General features: G+C 65.1%; 20 protein-coding genes and 1 tRNA gene. 18 read left to right on the top strand and 3 right to left on the bottom strand.

Translation table 11 applies throughout. The annotated features are described in order from the left end of the window. The first annotated feature begins 158 nt into the window (after window positions 1–158). The 18 genes from ABD974_RS02280 (at window position 159) to ABD974_RS02200 (ending at window position 16,733) form a co-directional block, all read left to right on the top strand. The gene (locus ABD974_RS02280; RefSeq protein WP_345301643.1) at window positions 159–839 is read left to right on the top strand and encodes an ankyrin repeat domain-containing protein; all 681 of its coding nucleotides are present in this window, start codon (window positions 159–161) and stop codon (window positions 837–839) included. A gap of 78 nt (window positions 840–917) precedes the next feature. After that, window positions 918–2,129: a Tle-like phospholipase domain-containing protein gene (locus tag ABD974_RS02275; RefSeq protein ID WP_345301642.1), complete on the top strand. Its 1,212-nt coding sequence runs from the start codon at window positions 918–920 to the stop codon at window positions 2,127–2,129. 234 nt (window positions 2,130–2,363) lie between these two features. Then, window positions 2,364–2,561 (top strand): 50S ribosomal protein L35, encoded by a 198-nt coding sequence (gene rpmI / locus ABD974_RS02270; RefSeq protein WP_345301641.1) that lies wholly within the window; start codon window positions 2,364–2,366, stop codon window positions 2,559–2,561. A 12-nt stretch (window positions 2,562–2,573) separates the two neighbouring features. Next, on the top strand, window positions 2,574–2,933 hold the full coding sequence (gene rplT / locus ABD974_RS02265) for a 50S ribosomal protein L20 (RefSeq protein ID WP_345301640.1): 360 nt from the start codon (window positions 2,574–2,576) through the stop codon (window positions 2,931–2,933). Between the two features lie 126 nt (window positions 2,934–3,059). After that, complete coding sequence (pheS, locus tag ABD974_RS02260; RefSeq protein WP_345301639.1) at window positions 3,060–4,070, top strand: phenylalanine--tRNA ligase subunit alpha; 1,011 nt, start codon at window positions 3,060–3,062, stop codon at window positions 4,068–4,070. A gap of 121 nt (window positions 4,071–4,191) precedes the next feature. Beyond that, window positions 4,192–6,582, top strand: coding sequence for a phenylalanine--tRNA ligase subunit beta (gene pheT, locus ABD974_RS02255; RefSeq protein ID WP_345301638.1), 2,391 nt, complete (start codon window positions 4,192–4,194; stop codon window positions 6,580–6,582). Between the two features lie 78 nt (window positions 6,583–6,660). Next, the gene (locus tag ABD974_RS02250; protein WP_345301946.1) at window positions 6,661–6,963 is read left to right on the top strand and encodes an integration host factor subunit alpha; all 303 of its coding nucleotides are present in this window, start codon (window positions 6,661–6,663) and stop codon (window positions 6,961–6,963) included. Further along, window positions 6,956–7,312 (top strand): MerR family transcriptional regulator, encoded by a 357-nt coding sequence (locus ABD974_RS02245; RefSeq protein ID WP_345301637.1) that lies wholly within the window; start codon window positions 6,956–6,958, stop codon window positions 7,310–7,312. The genes ABD974_RS02250 and ABD974_RS02245 overlap by 8 nt, the downstream gene beginning before the upstream one ends. Before the next feature lie 68 nt (window positions 7,313–7,380). After that, window positions 7,381–7,457: transfer RNA gene (locus tag ABD974_RS02240), tRNA-Pro, on the top strand. A gap of 543 nt (window positions 7,458–8,000) precedes the next feature. Next, complete coding sequence (locus tag ABD974_RS19480; protein ID WP_425562613.1) at window positions 8,001–8,438, top strand: CopL family metal-binding regulatory protein; 438 nt, start codon at window positions 8,001–8,003, stop codon at window positions 8,436–8,438. 121 nt (window positions 8,439–8,559) lie between these two features. After that, complete coding sequence (locus ABD974_RS02235) at window positions 8,560–10,419, top strand: copper resistance system multicopper oxidase (protein WP_345301636.1); 1,860 nt, start codon at window positions 8,560–8,562, stop codon at window positions 10,417–10,419. A 4-nt stretch (window positions 10,420–10,423) separates the two neighbouring features. Then, window positions 10,424–11,485, top strand: coding sequence for a copper resistance protein B (locus ABD974_RS02230; RefSeq protein ID WP_345301635.1), 1,062 nt, complete (start codon window positions 10,424–10,426; stop codon window positions 11,483–11,485). Window positions 11,486–11,496: 11 nt separating this feature from the next. Then, window positions 11,497–12,402, top strand: a complete 906-nt coding sequence (locus ABD974_RS02225) for a c-type cytochrome (RefSeq protein ID WP_345301634.1) — start codon at window positions 11,497–11,499, stop codon at window positions 12,400–12,402. A gap of 15 nt (window positions 12,403–12,417) precedes the next feature. Then, window positions 12,418–12,942: a YybH family protein gene (locus tag ABD974_RS02220; protein ID WP_345301633.1), complete on the top strand. Its 525-nt coding sequence runs from the start codon at window positions 12,418–12,420 to the stop codon at window positions 12,940–12,942. A gap of 10 nt (window positions 12,943–12,952) precedes the next feature. Then, the gene (locus tag ABD974_RS02215; protein ID WP_425562612.1) at window positions 12,953–13,489 is read left to right on the top strand and encodes a DUF411 domain-containing protein; all 537 of its coding nucleotides are present in this window, start codon (window positions 12,953–12,955) and stop codon (window positions 13,487–13,489) included. 80 nt (window positions 13,490–13,569) lie between these two features. Continuing rightward, window positions 13,570–13,968, top strand: coding sequence for a heavy metal-responsive transcriptional regulator (locus ABD974_RS02210; protein WP_345301944.1), 399 nt, complete (start codon window positions 13,570–13,572; stop codon window positions 13,966–13,968). Beyond that, the gene (locus tag ABD974_RS02205; protein ID WP_425562611.1) at window positions 13,965–16,397 is read left to right on the top strand and encodes a heavy metal translocating P-type ATPase; all 2,433 of its coding nucleotides are present in this window, start codon (window positions 13,965–13,967) and stop codon (window positions 16,395–16,397) included. The genes ABD974_RS02210 and ABD974_RS02205 overlap by 4 nt, the downstream gene beginning before the upstream one ends. Window positions 16,398–16,424: 27 nt before the next feature. Beyond that, the gene (locus ABD974_RS02200) at window positions 16,425–16,733 is read left to right on the top strand and encodes an EF-hand domain-containing protein (RefSeq protein WP_345301632.1); all 309 of its coding nucleotides are present in this window, start codon (window positions 16,425–16,427) and stop codon (window positions 16,731–16,733) included. Window positions 16,734–16,874: 141 nt separating this feature from the next. Here ABD974_RS02200 and ABD974_RS02195 read toward each other — a convergent pair whose 3' ends face one another. Genes ABD974_RS02195 through ABD974_RS02185 form a run of 3 tightly spaced genes read right to left on the bottom strand, consistent with a single transcriptional unit; the run spans window position 16,875 to window position 17,745 of the window. Then, window positions 16,875–17,087 (bottom strand): GDCCVxC domain-containing (seleno)protein, encoded by a 213-nt coding sequence (locus ABD974_RS02195; protein ID WP_425562625.1) that lies wholly within the window; start codon window positions 17,085–17,087, stop codon window positions 16,875–16,877. 1 nt (window position 17,088) lies between these two features. After that, window positions 17,089–17,382 carry a heavy-metal-associated domain-containing protein gene (locus ABD974_RS02190; RefSeq protein ID WP_345301630.1) on the bottom strand — a complete coding sequence of 98 codons (294 nt, stop codon included), beginning with the start codon at window positions 17,380–17,382 and terminating at the stop codon, window positions 17,089–17,091. A gap of 9 nt (window positions 17,383–17,391) precedes the next feature. Continuing rightward, window positions 17,392–17,745 (bottom strand): mercuric transporter MerT family protein, encoded by a 354-nt coding sequence (locus ABD974_RS02185; RefSeq protein WP_345301629.1) that lies wholly within the window; start codon window positions 17,743–17,745, stop codon window positions 17,392–17,394. Window positions 17,746–17,774: the final 29 nt, after the last annotated feature.

Genomic DNA, 17,774 nt, shown 5'->3' with positions numbered 1-17,774 from the left:
TGTAGGATCGAACCCGGTCGGTCGCGAGCGAAAACCGCGGCCCCGCCCAATTCCCAAGGGGTGTCATGTCCAGCCTTCCGGCTCGCGCCAGCGTTCTCGCCGCATCGCTGATCATCGCGATGTGTGCGGTCATCCCAGCCTGCGCAATGGAGAAATCGATGTCCGCTACAGCTCAAGCCCGTGCCGTGGATGCACGTGAAGTCTTCTCCGACCCGCGCGTCGCCGAGTTGGCCGAAGCGGTGGCCCGGGGCGACGAAGCCCGGGTTCGCACGCTCGCCGCCGGTGCCGATCTTTCGATCACCGGCGACAAGCACGTCACGCTGCTGCAATGGGCGCTGCTCAACCAGCGACTCGACAGCATGAAGGCCCTGCTCGATGCCGGCGCCGATCCGCGGCAACCGGGCATGGACGGCGACAGCGTCGTGCACACCGCCGCGATGGCCAACGATCCGGCCTATCTCACCGAACTGCTCGCGCGTCGCGCCGATCCGAATGTTCCGAACGGGACCACCGGCGCCGGCCCCCTGCGTTCCGCGCTGATGGGCGAGCGCGAAGAACAGTTTCGCGCCCTGCTGGCCGCCGGCGCCGATCCGGACATGCCGGATCGCATGGGCAACACGCCGCTGCATGTGGCGGGCCAGATCAACGAACCCGCGCGTGCGCTGGACCTGCTGGACGCCGGCGCCGACCCGCAGGCCCGCAACGCCCAGGGCGTGACGTTCCAGCGTTATCTGTTCATGACCCGGGCAGCGTTGCTCAACGCCGAGACCCGCCGCGATCGCGAAGCGGTCGAGGCGTGGCTCAAATCCCACGATATCCCGCTCGAAGGCGCGCGCTGATCGGCCGCTCCGACGTTCCATGCATGCAACGGCCGGTCGTCTCCCGGCCGCTCGACCCGATCAGCGGAGGAAACACGGATGAGTGCACAGTTCGACCCCAACAATGCGCAGGGCGGCCGCCAGACGACCGACCCGCTGACCGGCAACACCTACACCCGTCCGTCGTTCGCGGATGAAGTGCGTGGCCCGGCACCGAAAGACATCGATCTCACGCTCGCGCGGCTGGCGCAGGATGCCTACCGTTCCGACGATCGCGGGCGTGGCGAAGTCGCCGGCTGGAAACCGCTGACCGACGAGCAGTTCCGCCAGGTCGGCATCGACCCGGCCCTGCGCACCAATGCCGCCAGCGGCTTCGACGCCGACATCTACACCGACGGCAAGGGACGCTATGCGTTGGCCTATCGCGGCACCGACGCCGGCAAGGACTGGGGTACCAATCTCGGTCAGGGGCTGGGGTTCGAGACCGCGCAGTACAACCAGGCCATCCAGTTGGGCCGGCAGGCCAAGGTCGCATTCGGCGATGAGCTGGTGATCACCGGTCATTCCCTGGGCGGTGGCCTGGCCGCGGTCGGCGCCGCCGCTGCGGACGCTCCTGCGGTGACCTTCAATGCCGCGGGCGTGAAGGACAAGACGCTGGAGCGGATCGGTCTCGATCCCGCCGCGGTCCGGGAAGAAGCGGAGCGCGGTCAGATGCGCCGCTATGCGGTCGACAACGAAATCCTGACCGAACTGCAGGAAAAGAAATTCCCCACCAAATACCTGATGCCCGATGCCATCGGGAACAAGATCGAACTGCCGGACCCCGATCCGCTGAGCTTCTGGCAGAACCTCAATCCGGTGAAGTCCATCAAGCACGGTATCGAGATGCACATGATGGACTCGGTGATCCGTGCGCAGGAGCGAGCGTTCGGCCACGGCATCGGCGAGAATGGACTCATGTCGCACCAGGATCACCCGTTCAATCCCCAGTACCAGCGCATCTTCGACCAGTTGCAGCCGCAGCTCGAAGAGCGGGGCATCGGCATCCGCGAAGCCCAGAACGTCGCCGGCGCGCTCGCCGTCGAGGCCCAGCGGACCGGCATCGTGCCCGATCGCATCGTCGCGAACGGCGACCGCGTCTTCGCGGTGCAGGGCACGCAGCCCGAGACCCAGCGTTATGCGCAGGTCGACATGCAGGCGGCGCAGACGCCTCTGGCCGAGAGCAGCCGGCAGTCGCTGAACCTGCTCGCGACACAGGCGCAGCCGGCGCCCGAGCAGGAACAGGCGCCGCAGTTGCGCGCCCGCCTCTAACGACGTGCGTGTGCCGGGCTGCCGGCACGTGAAGCATTTGATTTGCAACGGAAACCGCGGCCGGGCATAATGGCCGGCCCGGTTCGCCGGGCTGTTGTCCGCTTTACCCAGGACCCGCCTTCTGTATCCGCATCGTCATTCGGATCAAGGGCTTACAACCGGCAGGGCAGGACGGAAAGTGTGGCCTCGGCCACCGCCCACGCCAGTACTCGTAACGACCCCAAGGACCATTCCATGCCCAAGATCAAGACCAACCGGGCGGCTGCCAAGCGCTTCCGGAAGACCGCTTCCGGCAAGTACAAATGCGGCCACTCCAATCGGAGCCACCTCCTCACCAAGAAAGCGACCAAGCGGAAGCGCAACCTGCGGCAGACGAATCACGTCCGCGCCGAAGACGCCGGCCGCCTGGACCGCATGCTTCCGTATTTGTGAGGAGACTGAGCAATGGCACGAGTTAAACGTGGTGTAACGGCGCGTCGCCGCCACAAGAAAATCCTGAAGCAGGCGAAGGGTTACTACAACGCCCGCCGCAAGGTCTTCCGCGTCGCCAAGCAGGCGGTCACGAAGGCCCTGCAGTACGCCTACATCGGCCGCAAGCAGAAGAAGCGCAATTTCCGCACCCTGTGGATCGCGCGCATCAACGCCGCCTCGCGCGCCAACGGCATCAGCTACAGCCGTTTCATCAACGGTCTGCTGAAGGCCGGTATCACCCTCGACCGCAAGGTGCTGGCCGACATCGCCGTGCACGACGCGAAGGGCTTTACCGCGCTGGCCGAAAAGGCGAAGAGCGCGCTCGCGGCATAAGGCACGAGGAATTCCCGCGACCCGCACGTCATCCGTGCGGGTCGACGGCGAAATCACCGAACCATGCATGGGGAAGGGCGCAAGTCCTTCCCCATGTTCGTTTCCGGCTCCATGAACGAGTCCGACATGAGCGATATCGAACAACTTTCGGCGCAGGCGCTGGCCGACATCGCCGCCGCCGATACCCCCGATGCGCTGGAAGCGCTGCGCGTCGCGCTGCTGGGCAAGAGCGGCAGCGTCACCGCACAGCTCAAATCGCTCGGCGCGCTGCCGGCGGACCAGCGCAAGGCCGCGGGCGAAGCGATCAACCGCGCGCGCGACGCCATCGGCGACGCGATGAACGCGCGCAAGACCGCGCTCGACGACGCGGTGCTCGACGCGCGTCTCGCCGGCGAAACCATCGACGTCACGCTGCCGGGTCGCGACGCCGCGCGCGGCGGTCTGCATCCGGTCACGCGCACGCTGGAGCGCATCACCGAGATCTTCGGCCGGCTCGGCTACGAACTCGCCGACGGTCCGGAGATCGAGGACGACTGGCACAACTTCGAAGCGCTGAATTTCCCGCCGCATCATCCGGCGCGGGCGATGCACGACACCTTCTATTTTCCGCCCGACAGCCTCGGCGAAGCGCGCCTGCTGCGCACGCATACCTCCGGTTGTCAGGTGCGCTACATGCTCGACCAGAAACCGCCGCTGCGCATGATCGCGGCCGGCAAGGTTTATCGCAGCGACAGCGACCAGACCCACACGCCGATGTTCCATCAGGTCGAAGGGCTGCTGGTCGACGATCGCGCCAGTTTCGCCGATCTGAAGGGCACGCTCGCCGAGTTCGTGCGCGCGTTCTTCGAGCGCGATTTCGAGATGCGTTTCCGTCCCAGCTATTTCCCTTTCACCGAACCTTCGGCGGAAGTCGACATCGCCTGGCAGCAGCCGGATGGCTCGACGAAATGGCTGGAAGTGCTGGGCTGCGGCATGGTCCATCCGAACGTGCTGCGCAACGTCGGCATCGATCCGGAGCGCTACACCGGCTTCGCCTTCGGTCTCGGCGTCGAACGGTTCGCGATGCTGCGTTACGGCGTGAACGACCTGCGCGATTTCTTCGACAACGACGTGCGCTTCCTGAGGCAGTTCGCGTAATCCGCGACGCGGCGACAATCGCCGTCATCCCGAGCGCAGCAAGGGGCCTGCTTCTCAATCCGGACATTCGAACGGCAGGTGCCTCACTGCGTTCGGAACGACACAACCAAGGTGTCCAAGCATGAAATTCTCCGAAAACTGGTTGCGGCAACACGTGAAGACCGATGCCTCGCGCGAGCAGCTCGCGGCGACGCTGACGGCCATCGGTCTGGAAGTCGAGGAACTGACCGTGCTCGGCGCCTCGCTCGACGGCGTGGTCGTTGCCCGGATCGTCGAATGCGCGAAGCATCCGGAAGCCGACCGCCTGCAGATCTGCCAGGTCGACGCCGGGCAGGGTGGCGTGTTGCAGATCGTCTGCGGCGCGCCGAACGCGCGCCCGGGTCTGATCGCGCCGCTCGCCACCATCGGCACGCAGGTCGGCGAATTGACGATCAAGGCCGCGAAGCTGCGCGGCGTCGAATCGAACGGCATGCTCTGCTCTGCGAAGGAACTCGGCATCGATGCCGACGCCTCCGGCCTGCTGGAACTGCCGGCCGATGCGCCCGTCGGTACGCCGCTGGCGGATTATCTCGGTCTGCCGGATGCCGCGATCGAACTGAAGCTCACGCCGAACCGCGCCGACTGCTTCGGCGTGCGCGGCATCGCCTTCGACGTGGCCGCCGCGCTCGGCAGCCGCGTCGAGCCGCTGGATGCGACGCCGGTGCCGGCGCAAAGCGATGCGACGCTGGCGGTCGAACTCGACGCGGGCGAGAAGGTGCCGCGTTTCGTCGGCCGCGTGATCGACGGCGTGGACGCCAACGCATCGACGCCGCTGTGGATGGCCGAGCGCCTGCGCCGCAGCGGCGTGCGCCCGATCAGTTTCCTGGTCGATGTGACCCAGTACGTGATGCTGGAGCTCGGCCAGCCGATGCACGCGTTCGACAAGGACACGCTGCAGTCGCCGGTCGTCGTGCGTCCGGCGCGCGCCGGCGAGGAAACGAAGCTGCTGGACGGCCGCACCGTCGCGCTCGACGACGATTTCCTCGTCGTGTCCGACAGCACCGGCGGTCGCGCAGCGCGCGCGGTCGCGCTGGGCGGGATCATGGGCGGTCACGACACCCGCGTGACCGACGCCACCCGCAACGTGTTCCTCGAAGCCGCGCACTGGATTCCCTCCGCGATCATCGGCCGCAGCCGCAAGCTCGGCATGCACACCGATGCCGGCCATCGTTTCGAGCGCGGCGTCGATCCGGAACTGCCGCGGATCGCGGTCGAGTACGCGACGAAACTCATCCTCGATGTCGCCGGCGGCGTACCGGGCCCGGTGATCGAGGCCGTGCGCGACGCCGATCTGCCGCAGCCGCGGATCGTGGGCCTGCGCCGCGCGCGCCTCGCGCGCGTGCTCGGCGTCGACGTGCCCGATGCCGAGGTCGAACGCATCCTCGGCGCGCTCGGCCTGGGCGTGGAAACGACCGCGGACGGCTGGCGGGTGACCGCGCCGACGCGCCGTTTCGATCTCGAGATCGAGGAAGACCTGATCGAAGAGATCGCGCGCATCCATGGCTACAACGCCATTCCGACCACGCTGCCCGGCGGTGCCACCCGGATCGCCGCGCCGAGCGAGACCGTACTCGACGAAACGACGGTGCGCCGTCAGCTGGTCGCGCGCGATTACCTCGAAGCGATCAATTACGCCTTCGTCGACGGCACGCTGCTGGCGACCTGGCAGGCCGCCGACGGTGGGGTGGCGCTGGCCAATCCGCTCAGCGCCGAACTCGGCGTGATGCGCACGATGCTGTTGCCCGGACTGGTCGCCGCACTGGGCCGCAACGCCGCGCGCCAGCAATCGCGGGTGCGGCTGTTCGAAATCGGCAAGACCTTCGCCGTCCGCGATGGCGGCGGGGCGCCGCTGGAAACCCGTCGGGTCGCACTGGTGGCCTGCGGCGACGCGGCGGCCGAGCAGTGGGGCGCGCAGGCCCGGCCGGTCGATTTCCACGATCTCAAGGGCGATCTCGACAGTCTGGCGGCCGCGTCCGGCGCGATGCTCGAATACCGGCCTTCGCAGCCGGCCTGGGCCCATCCGGGCCGATCGGCCGACGTGTATCGCGATGGCGTGAGAATCGGCTGGATCGGCGAGCTTCACCCCCGGCTCCAGAAGGCGCTGGAACTCGATCATCGGGTGCTGGCCTGCGAGCTGGATCTCGCCCCGCTGCAGCACCGCGCACTCCCCCGGGGCGCGGGCCTCAGCCGCTATCCGTCCGTCCGCCGGGATCTCGCGTTCGTCGTCCCGGAATCGGTCTCCTGGGCCGCCCTGGAGACCAGCGTCAGGCGCGCCGCAGGCCCGTCGCTGCGCGATCTCCGGCTGTTCGACCGCTACGTCGGCAAGGGGGTCGAAACCGGATGCAAGAGCCTCGCTATGGGCTTGATTCTGCAAGAAGAATCACGCACTCTGACCGACCGCGAAGTCGATGCGGCGGTGGCTCAGGTCATCGCTGCGCTGCGGGGGGAACACGGCGCGGAAATCCGCTCGTGAACCCGGGCCCGGTCGGCTTCGGCCGGCAGGGCCATGACCGGGCGGCACGATGAATCAGGCACGTTTTGGGGGAAACGGATGGCATTGACCAAGGCTGAAATGGCCGAGCGACTGTTCGACGAGGTCGGACTGAACAAGCGCGAGGCGAAGGAGTTCGTGGACGCGTTCTTCGACGTGCTCCGCGAGGCGCTCGAACAGGGACGCCAGGTCAAGCTGTCGGGTTTCGGCAATTTCGACCTGCGCCGCAAGAACCAGCGCCCGGGTCGCAATCCCAAGACCGGCGAGGAAATCCCGATTTCGGCCCGCACCGTGGTCACCTTCCGCCCCGGCCAGAAGCTGAAGGAGCGCGTCGAGGCGTACGCCGGAGGCAGCGATGCTTGATCCCGGCAGCAACCGAGAACTCCCGCCCATCCCGGCCAAGCGTTATTTCACCATCGGCGAAGTCAGCGAACTGTGCGACGTGAAGCCACACGTGCTGCGTTACTGGGAGACGGAATTCCCCAGCCTCAAGCCGGTGAAACGCCGCGGCAATCGTCGTTACTATCAGCGCCATGATGTGCTGATGGTCCGTCAGATCCGCAGCCTGCTGTACGAACAGGGCTACACCATCGGCGGCGCGCGCCTGCGCCTCGACGGCGAGGGCGCCAAGCAGGAATCGGCGATGAGCTCGCAGATCATCCGCCAGGTGCGGATGGAACTCGAAGAAGTCCTGCAACTCCTCAAGCGTTGACGCCGTCACGACGCGGACCGCAACGCTGGCCGTAGCCGCCCGCGAGCGGGTACAATGTTCGACCTACCCGGGGTATAGCGCAGCCTGGTAGCGCACCAGTCTGGGGGACTGGTGGTCGTCGGTTCGAATCCGGCTACCCCGACCAATACATCGCGGCAAACCCTCTCTGCCGTATTCCGAAAACCCCGCAAATTGCGGGGTTTTCGCGTTTTGGCTGTGGACTTCAGTCTTGGGCCCTGGTGCCCGGTTTGGCGAAAATTTCGCCAATTTTTCTCTCTCTTTCTCCGGCCCTGTGGACTTCCCGATTGTCAAGTCCACAGGACGATTTTCGGAATTCCTTTCCGGTCAACGAGTTACGTGTGGTCTCGGGAGAGCGGTTTTTTGCGATCAATGCCTCCCAGCACAATTCCAAAAATGCATTTGCAATAGTTGAGGACAACGCTGACTGGCAGCGACGTTCAATGCGTTGGTCCTCAGCAACATCGCAAGACACGCTCAGGAAGCGCAAAGCACTGCGCGAGACAACAGCACTCCTTGGCCGCTGGCCTGACCGCATGGCGCCCTGCATATGTATTTCACGAGCAGTGCGACACCGAATATACAGCGGCCTATATGCTTCTCGGATTAATGAGACAACAGGCTAACGTTCGCTTTACATTCCGCCACCCTGATCCGCTAGTATTGGTGTATGCCCACCCTTCCGGCGCTATTGCGTATCTTCCTGATTCTGGTCCTCGTGTTGAACGGGATCGGGAATGCCTATGCGTCGGCCATGATGGTGACGGGTGCAAAGCAATCAAGTGTAGAAGCCCGGTCGGCGGATGCGAGTGGGGATCGTGCGCTCACATCGTCCTGCCCTGATCATCATGACGCGATGGCGATGGAACCCGGGATGATCGAGCGCGAAAAGCCTGCAAGCCCGCCGTCATCGGGTGACCGGCACGGCAGCCCCGACTGTTGTGATCCATCGCATTGCAAGTGTCCCTGTATGCATGCCTGCGCCGCCCTGCCTGTCCTGGCGGTCAGAATGCGCGTTCCCTTGGGCAATGATGTCGGCGTGCGTCGCCTCTCCCTTGGGCACCCTGCCCCGGTGCTTCCTCATCTGATCCGACCTCCGATCGGCTAAGCGTCTTCTCGGCGCTTACGGCGCCGGCTGGCGTGCGCGCTCGTCCGCGATCTGCGGTCTTGGGCGTTGCACCTCGTCAAGTCCGCGCCCTGCGGACCTATTTGGACGTTCGGAGATTCTCATGTCATTCGATTCAGACGCTGGCTCTGCCGGCGGCCCGCGGCATGTGTCGCGGCGCCGCTTCGTGCAGGGACTGGCCGCCGGCGGCGCGCTCGCCGGCCTGGGCCTTTGGGCCAAACCTTCCTGGGCGTTGAAATCGCCCGGCCAAACCGAAGTGCTGGCCGGCACGGATTTCCGGCTCAGCATCGGCGAAACGCCTGTCAACTTCACTGGACGGACGCGGCCGGCGATCACCGTCAACGGCAGCCTGCCTGCACCGATTCTACGCTGGCGGGAAGGCACGACTGTCAATCTGCGGGTGGGCAACGCCTTGCCCACCGGATCGATCTATGGCGACATCACTTCGATCCATTGGCACGGGATTCTGCTCCCGTCCAACATGGATGGCGCCCCGGGTTTCAGCTTCGACGGCATCCGGCGCGACGAGGCCTATCAATACCGGTTCGATGTTCGTCAGAACGGTACCTACTGGTATCACAGCCACTCTGCGATGCAGGAGCAGGCTGGGCTCTACGGAGCGATCATCATCGACGCCGCCGAGCCGGAGCCGTTCGCCTACGACCGCGACTACGTCGTGCTGCTGTCGGACTGGACCGACCTTTCGCCGAAAGCGTTGATGAACCGTCTGAAGAAGATGTCGATGCACGACAACTACTACATGCGCACCGTCGGCGACTTCGTCCGTGATGTGCGTGAGGACGGCCTGAAGGCGACATTGGCCGACCGCCGGATGTGGGGCCAGATGCGGATGACGCCGACAGATCTGTCGGACGTGAACGCCAACACCTATACGTATCTGATGAACGGCACCACGTCGCTCGGCAACTGGACCGCACTGTTCCGCAGCGGCGAAAAGGTGCGTCTGCGCTTCATCAACGGCTCGGCGATGACCTATTTCGACGTGCGCATTCCGGGCTTGAAGATGACGGTGGTCGCCGCCGATGGCCAGTTCGTGCATCCGGTAACGGTGGATGAATTCCGCATCGCCGTCGCCGAAACCTTCGACGTCATCGTCGAGCCCAGCGGCCAGAACGCGTTCACCATTTTCGCCCAGGACATGGGGCGAACCGGCTATATCAGCGGCACGCTTGCGGTGCGCGAAGGTCTGCGCGCTCCGGTACCTGCTGTCGATCCTCGCCCCATCCTCACGCTCGACGACATGGGACACGGGGGGATGGGCGGACACGGCGGACACGACATGGCGAAGATGCAGCCGAGCGACGCAGCTCCCATGGCCGGGATGGACCATAGCCAGCATGGCGCAGCCTCGATGCCGGGCATGGACCATGGCGCGCAGGGAATGGCTGGCATGCCCGGGATGGACCACGGCGGGGGCATGCAATCGCACCCCGCATCCGAGCAGGGAAATCCGCTTGTAGACATGCAGACCATGTCGCCGACGTCCAAGCTCGACGATCCGGGCATTGGTCTTCGCGACAACGGTCGCAAGGTGCTGACTTACGCAGCAATGCGAACGCTGTTCGAGGATCCCGACGGTCGCGAACCCGGGCGCACGGTGGAGCTGCATCTGACCGGCCACATGGAGAAGTTCGCCTGGTCCTTCAACGGCATTTCGTTCGCGAGCGCGGAGCCGCTGCGCCTGAACTATGGCGAGCGGATGCGGATCGTGCTGGTCAACGACACGATGATGACCCACCCGATCCACCTCCACGGCATGTGGAGCGACATCGAGGACGACGCCGGCGAGTTCCACCTGCGCAAGCACGTCGTCGACATGCCGCCGGGCAGCAAACGCAGCTTCCGCGTCCGCGCCGATGCGCTCGGCCGCTGGCCGTTCCACTGTCACCTGCTTTACCACATGGAGTCCGGAATGATGCGCGAAGTGCGGGTGGAGGAATGACGCCATGAACAACGCCCATCGAAACCATAGAAACGCTGTGCTGGTCGTCGCCATTGGACTGGTGCTGACGGCGACATCCGCCGCAGCCCAGGAGATGGATCACAGTCAGCATCAGATGCCGCCCATGCGCACAGAGCCGGCAAAACCCAAGCCAAAGCCGAAACCCGCGTCGGATCGCAACGACCAGACGAACGCCGGAACATCGGTATCAAGCGATGACCATGCGAACATGCAACACGATCCAGCCGCTTCCCCGGACGCTGAGCAGGACGCCGACGGTATGCCGGGCATGGACCACGGCGCGATGCAAGGCATGGACCACAGTGCCATGGGCGATTCCGACCCATCGCCGACCGAACCACGGCAGCCGATCCCCCCCTTAACCGATGCCGAACGCGCCGCTGCCTTTCCAGATCTCGCCGGACACGACCACGGGCAAACCATCCATTCGTTCTTCCTGCTCGACAAACTCGAAGCATTCGACGCGGACCCCGGGACTGGTTTGACGTGGGAGGGGTTGGGTTGGATCGGTAGCGACACGAACCGCCTCTGGCTGCGAAGCGAAGGGGAGCGCACCGACGGCAATACCGAATCCGCCGACCTCGAAGTGCTTTACGGTCGCAGCATCTCGCCCTGGTGGGACATCGTTGCTGGTGTGCGCCACGATTTCAAACCGGGCGCCTCGCAGAGCTTCGCCGCTTTCGGCGTGCAGGGTCTGGCGCCGCAGAAGTTCGAGGTCGAGGCCACGGGTTATGTCGGAGAACGCGGGCAGACAGCCGCGCGCTTCGAGGTCGAATACGAATTGCCGTTTTCCGGCCGTCTGATTCTGCAACCGATGGTCGAAGCCAATCTGTACGGCAAGACCGACCGGATGCACGGAATCGGCTCCGGGCTGAGCACTGCGGAAGTCGGGCTCCGCCTCCGCTACGAGTTCACGCGCAAATTCGCACCCTACGTCGGGGTGGTGTACGAGCGCGCCTTCGGCAATACCGCCGATCTGCGCCGGGACGATTTCGAGCGTGTCGACGACACGCGCATCGTCATCGGTCTTCGCACCTGGTTCTGAGGATCATGAGCATGAAAACGAACAAAAGGAAATTTCTTGTCGTCAGCGTCCTGATCGGACTGGCTTTCCTCGGCGGTGCGGCCGCGATGTATGCGGGCGTCTACAACGTGGCCGCAGACGACCCGCACACCCGTCCGGTTTACGCGATGCTCGAAACCGCTCGGGATCGCTCCATTGCTGCACGCGCCGCCAAGCTGCAGGTTCCGGACGGCTTGGACGATCCTGCCCGCATCCGCCAGGGTGCCGGGAACTACAACGCGATGTGTACCGGTTGCCATCTTGCGCCGGGCATGGCGCCGACCGAGCTGAGCAAGGGGCTGTATCCGGCGCCTCCGGACCTCACACGTGAACGGGTGTCCGCTGCCGAGGCCTTCTGGGTCATCAAGCACGGCATCAAGGCCAGCGGCATGCCTGCCTGGGGCAAGAGCATGGGCGACGACTACATCTGGAACATGGCCGCGTTTCTGCAAGAGCTGCCAAAGCTCGACGAAGCGCAATACGCCGCCTTGGTCGCGAGCAGCGGCGGACATTCGCACGGCGGCGGCGAAACGGAGCCGCATGGGCATGACGACGGCGAGATGGACGATCACGGCGGTGCCATGCCGTCCGGATCGGCAACGCATCCGCATCCCCCCGGTACGCCCCCGCACGACGACAGTCCCGCGAGCGGCAGCCACGCCGGGATGGACATGGGAAGCGGTCAAGCCGCCGAAAGCAAGCCGCACGCGCACGGTCCGAACACGCCGGCCGACCACCACGCCCCGAGGCCGTCGGGCAAAACGACATCGCCCAAGACTGCAGCGAAGCCCGCTACGGGCACCGTCGAGCACCGGCATGCCGACGGCACGGTCGAATCGCATCCCGCGCCTGTACCCAACCCGCCTTCCAACGATGGCCACGACGATCACCACCACTAACCGAGGAACCCGACCATGAACACCAAAACGATGACCCGCTCCCTGCTGCTCGCCGCTTTCATTGCTCCGTTCTCGCTACTCGCTTTCGCGCAGACCAAACCCGACGCGCACGCACAGCACGCCAAACCTGGCGCGGCCGCATCTGCCATGGATGTCCCGCAGGACGCGCTGCCTGCCGTGGAGATCGTCGATCAGTTCGGCAAGGCGCTCGCGTCCGGCGATCTGAAGACCGTCGGCGACCTGCTCGATCCGGCGGTGCTGATTCTGGAGAGCGGCGGCGCCGAACGCTCGCGCGATGAATACCTGGGCCATCATGCGATCGCCGATGCGGCCTTCCTCAAAGGCGCGCATCAGCAGATCAAACGTCGCATCGCGCGCATCAGCGGAGAAACGACGTGGGTGGGCACCGAAAGCGAACTGCACGCGACCAAGGACGGCAAGGCGACGACGACGCTGAGCACGGAAACGATGGTGCTCAACCGCACCCCGCAGGGATGGCGGATCGTCCACATTCACTGGTCTTCACGAACGAAGCGCTGAGGAAACCCCGATGCGCACGCACCGCAACTCTTTCGTCTTGAGTACGTTGGCGGCCAGCCTCGCGCTCAATGCCTGCACACGGCCACCGGAAACGGTGGCCGTGCCATCCGCCGCTCCGCACGCGCACGAATCCGCGGCCGCTCCCGCAGCGACCGCGATGCCTCGCATCCTCGTCCATAAAAGCGCGTCTTGCGGATGCTGCGGATCCTGGGTCGAACATCTGCGCCGATCCGGTTTTGCCGTCGAAGTCCGGAACGAGGACGACATCGGCCCGGTCAAGGCGCGCGTTGGTGTCCCCTACGGTAAGGGCTCGTGCCATACCGCTGAGGTCGGCGGTTATTTCATCGAAGGGCACGTGCCGGCGGAGGACATCAAGCGGCTGCTGGCGGAGCGGCCTGCGGCAAAAGGATTGACGCTTCCGGGCATGCCGGCGGGTTCCCCAGGCATGGAAATGCCGGACGGTCGGATCGACCCCTACACCGTGGAGCTGGTGAACCCTGACGGGAGCACGGCCCCTTTTTCCCGGCACGGCAAAACGGGTTCCTGAAGAAGAAGCATCGGGACTTGACTCTGGACCATGGTCAAGGGTCGAGACTGGAGTCGGGTCACGAGGAGCAAGCGATCATGATGAAAATCGGCGATCTGGCGAAACGCGCGGGCGTGGGCATCGACACGGTGCGTTACTACGAGCGCGAAGGGCTGCTGCCGCAGGCGCAGCGGCGGTCGTCCGGCTACCGGATGTACGACGAGGACGACATCCAGCGTCTGCGCTTCATTCGCCGCGCCAAGGCGTTGGGGTTCACGTTGCCGGAAGTTCGCGAGCTGCTCGCATTATCGAGCCGCAAGGACGACGACATGGCCGCGATGAAGGCGGCGGCTCGGCAAAAACTGGTCGATGTCGACGCCAAGATTGCCGAATTGACCCGCATCCGCGACGGGCTCGGCGCTTTGATCGACGCCTGCCCCGGTCAAGGCGCCTTGGCCCGCTGCCCGATCCTGAATGCCATCGCAGAGGAACCCGCATGAAACCGCACGATCACACCGACCATCCCGAACATCCATCCGCCACAGCGCACGCATGCTGCGCGAAGCCCTCTCCCGCCGCGACGGGCTTGGTCATCGACCCGGTGTGCGGCATGCAGGTCGACCCTGCTGCAACGCCGCATCATGCCGAACTGGAAGGCATGGCATATCACTTCTGCTCGACCGGTTGCCGCGAGAAGTTTCTGGCCGCTCCGGAAAAGTATCGTTCGCAGACATCGGTTGCGGTCGCGGAGAAATATCATGCCATCGAAGGTGCGATCTACACCTGTCCGATGCATCCGGAGATTCGCCAGCCCAAACCCGGCATCTGCCCGATCTGCGGGATGGCGCTGGAACCCGAGATGCCGAGCCTGGACGAGGACGAGAACCCGGAACTGCGGGATTTCTCGCGCCGGTTCTGGTGGACGTTGCCGTTGACCCTGATCGTGCTGGCGCTGGCCATGCTCGGTCATCGCATCGAGGCGCTGGCGACCGGGATGCGCACTTGGCTGGAGCTTGCTCTCAGCGCGCCGGTGGTGCTGTGGGCAGGGTGGCCTTTTTTCGAGCGCTGCGTGCAGTCGATCCGAAACCGCAGCCCCAACATGTGGACCTTGATCGGCGTCGGCGTGGCTGCGGCGTTCGGCTACAGCGTCGTGGCCACCATCGCTCCTGGTCTCTTTCCTGATTCGTTCCGCGAGCACGGCCGCATCGGCGTGTATTTCGAGGCTGCGGCGGTCATCGTGTCGTTGACCCTCCTGGGCCAGTTGCTCGAACTGCGGGCGCGGTCGAAAACCTCGGCTGCGATCAAGGCCCTGCTGGGGCTGGCACCGAAAACCGCGCGCCGGGTCCGCGAGGACGGTAACGAAGAGGACATACCACTGGAACTCGTCCACGTCGGCGATCGCCTGCGGGTGCGGCCGGGCGAAAAAGTGCCGGTCGACGGCACGGTACTGGAGGGGCGCACGAGCATCGACGAGTCGATGCTGACCGGAGAACCGATTCCGGTGGAAAAAGTCCCGGGTGAGCGCGTCATCGGTGCGACCATCAACGGGACCGGCAGCCTGATCGTACGCGCCGAGAAGGTCGGATCGGACACGGTGCTGGCGCAGATCGTGCAACTCGTCGCGCAGGCGCAACGCTCGCGTGCGCCGATGCAGCGGATGGCGGATCAGGTGGCTTATTGGTTCGTTCTCGCCGTGTTCGGCATCGCCCTCGCGACGTTCTTCGGCTGGGGCCTGTTCGGTCCGGAGCCGTCGTGGACATACGCCGTACTCAACGCGGTCTCGGTGCTGATCATCGCCTGCCCCTGCGCGCTTGGATTGGCGACGCCCATGTCGATCATGGTGGCCACCGGCCGCGCCGCCCAGGCGGGTGTGCTGTTCCGCGATGCGCAGGCGATCGAACAACTGCGCACCATCGACACGCTCATCGTCGACAAGACCGGCACGCTGACCGAGGGCAAACCCGCTTTCCGCGACACCATTTCGGCCGAGGGCTTCGATTCCGACGAACTGCTGCGTCTCGCCGGGAGTCTGGAACAGGGCAGCGAACATCCCTTGGCGGAGGCGATCCTCGCCGAGGCCAGGCGTCGGGAACTGCCGCTCTCGACCGCTGCGGACTTCGATTCGATCACGGGCCAAGGCGTGCGCGGTCGCATCGACGGGCGGGATGTCGCGCTGGGCAATCAAGCGCTGATGGCGTCGATCGGTGCGGACATCGCAGCCGTGCGAAGCAGCGCCGAACATCTGCGCGCACAGGGCGCCAGCGTGATGTATCTCGCGGTCGACGGGCGATTGGCGGGCGCGATCGCCGTGGCCGATCCGATCAAGCCGACGACCCTGGCGGCCCTGAATGCCCTGCGTGCCGACGGCCTGCGGCTCGTGATGGCATCCGGCGATGCGCAGGCGACAGCCGAGACTGTCGGGCGCGAACTCGGCATCGAAGATGTCCGTGGCGGAGTGCGCCCCCAGGACAAGGCCGAGCTGGTCCAGCAGTTGCGCGCGCAAGGCCGTCGGGTCGCGATGGCGGGCGACGGCATCAACGACGCCCCGGCGCTCGCGGCGGCCGATGTCGGCATCGCGATGGGCACGGGCACCGATGTGGCAATGTCCAGCGCCCAGGTCACCCTGGTCAAGGGCGACCTGCGTCGGATCGTACAGGCGCGGGCGATTTCCAACTCGACCGTGGCCAACATGAAGCAGAACCTCGCCTTCGCCTTCGTCTACAACGCCATTGGCGTTCCGATCGCGGCAGGTGTGCTCTATCCGATCTTCGGCCTGCTGCTCAGTCCCATGATCGCCGCGCTCGCCATGAGCCTGAGTTCGGTCTCCGTGGTCGCCAATGCACTGCGATTGGCGCGAACGGCGGTACCCGAACTTCATCCCTCCGACGCCCGCCATGTCGAGCCGGTGCGCGGCGCGTCCTCACATTGACGGCTCATCACTCCCCAGGAACCCCCCATGAAACATCTCGCAACCGCTTCCCTGCTCGCGCTTTGCCTGCTCGCAGGCACTGCCCCGGCCGCCGGCCAGAGCAATCCGCCTTCGGCCGCGAAACCCATGACCGGTCACGCGCAGCAGGGCCACATGGACCACGGCAAGATGGACGGCAAGACCGGCGAGTTCGCAGTGCTGGACGCCAACAAGGACGGCAAGCTGTCCAAGGCGGAACTGGCCAAGCACAAGCTCGGACCGCATTTCGGCATGCTCGACGTCAACAAGAATGGAACCTTGAGCCCGGACGAGTTCGCAGAAGGCAAGGCGATGTGAGCCTCGATGCGAAAGGGCCGCGAGAACCCCTTCGCTCATTTCGGTGTGGTTCACTTAACTGCTTCGCGTAGTCTCGAAGTAGCTGGATGGGCGATCACACCAAAGTAACGCCATGTGCTTTTCCTCCGCCGCGTGATCGCGCTAGCCCGCGCTGCCGCAACAGGGACTGTGCTGCTGGACGGGCGGGCACGGCACCGTGCCATACGAGCAGAACACGCAGCAATCCCCTGGTTTTGGGCGCAGGAGCGTGCTGCAGGCCAGGCATTCGTAGAAGAACTGGCATGCCGTGGTCGGCATGGTCTCGATCGCTTTGTGCCCGCAGGACGGGCACGTAAGCGTGCTTTGCAACTGCACCTCAGTCACTGTTTTTGCTCGTTATCGCGGTTGCGGGAAAACCCGCGTCGGTGATGGCCTTCGCGATGACACCCGGATTGGTGCGTTCGGAATCAAAGCCAACGGTCACGGTGGCGTCGCGGACATTGACACGTTTGGCAGTGACGCCGGATACCTTGTCCAGCGCCTTTTCGATCGTGATGCTGCATGCCGGACAGGTCATGTTCTCGACGCGAAGGACGACCTGTTTGGGCATCGCCGCGCAAGTGATGCCCATCCATGCCGTGAGGATCAAGCCGAGGAAGATCTTGCGCATGGAAATCTCCTACAGGAACCAGCCGATGTAGTACGGAAAGAGCAGCAGCAGGGTGATCAAAAGTGTGGCAAACCACAGCCAGCGGCGACGCCTCAGTCGAGCCGTGTCGGCACAGATGCCGTCGTCGCGACAGCGTGATGCCGGCCCATAGGATGCCCAGAACGCCCAGGCCAAGCAGACCAGTGCAACCACGCTCAACCAGGGGCGCCAAGCCTCCAGAGCGGTGAGGCTGGTGATCCAGGCGCCGCTTACACCCAACAGGACCAGCGCCAAAGGCACGACGCAGCAGACCGAAGCGCCGATGGCCGCTGCGGCGGCACCGAGGAGGGCGGCAAGCGAAGTGCGGGAGACTGGCTGACTCATGGACTGATGTTACTCTCCGTACCTACGTA

Origin of the sequence: Lysobacter hankyongensis (assembly GCF_039543145.1) — a bacterium.
Taxonomy (GTDB): Bacteria; Pseudomonadota; Gammaproteobacteria; order Xanthomonadales; family Xanthomonadaceae; genus Lysobacter_I; species Lysobacter_I hankyongensis.
The sequence above is the reverse complement of the archived record's forward strand: the minus strand, read 5'-3'. Positions and strand labels throughout refer to the sequence as shown.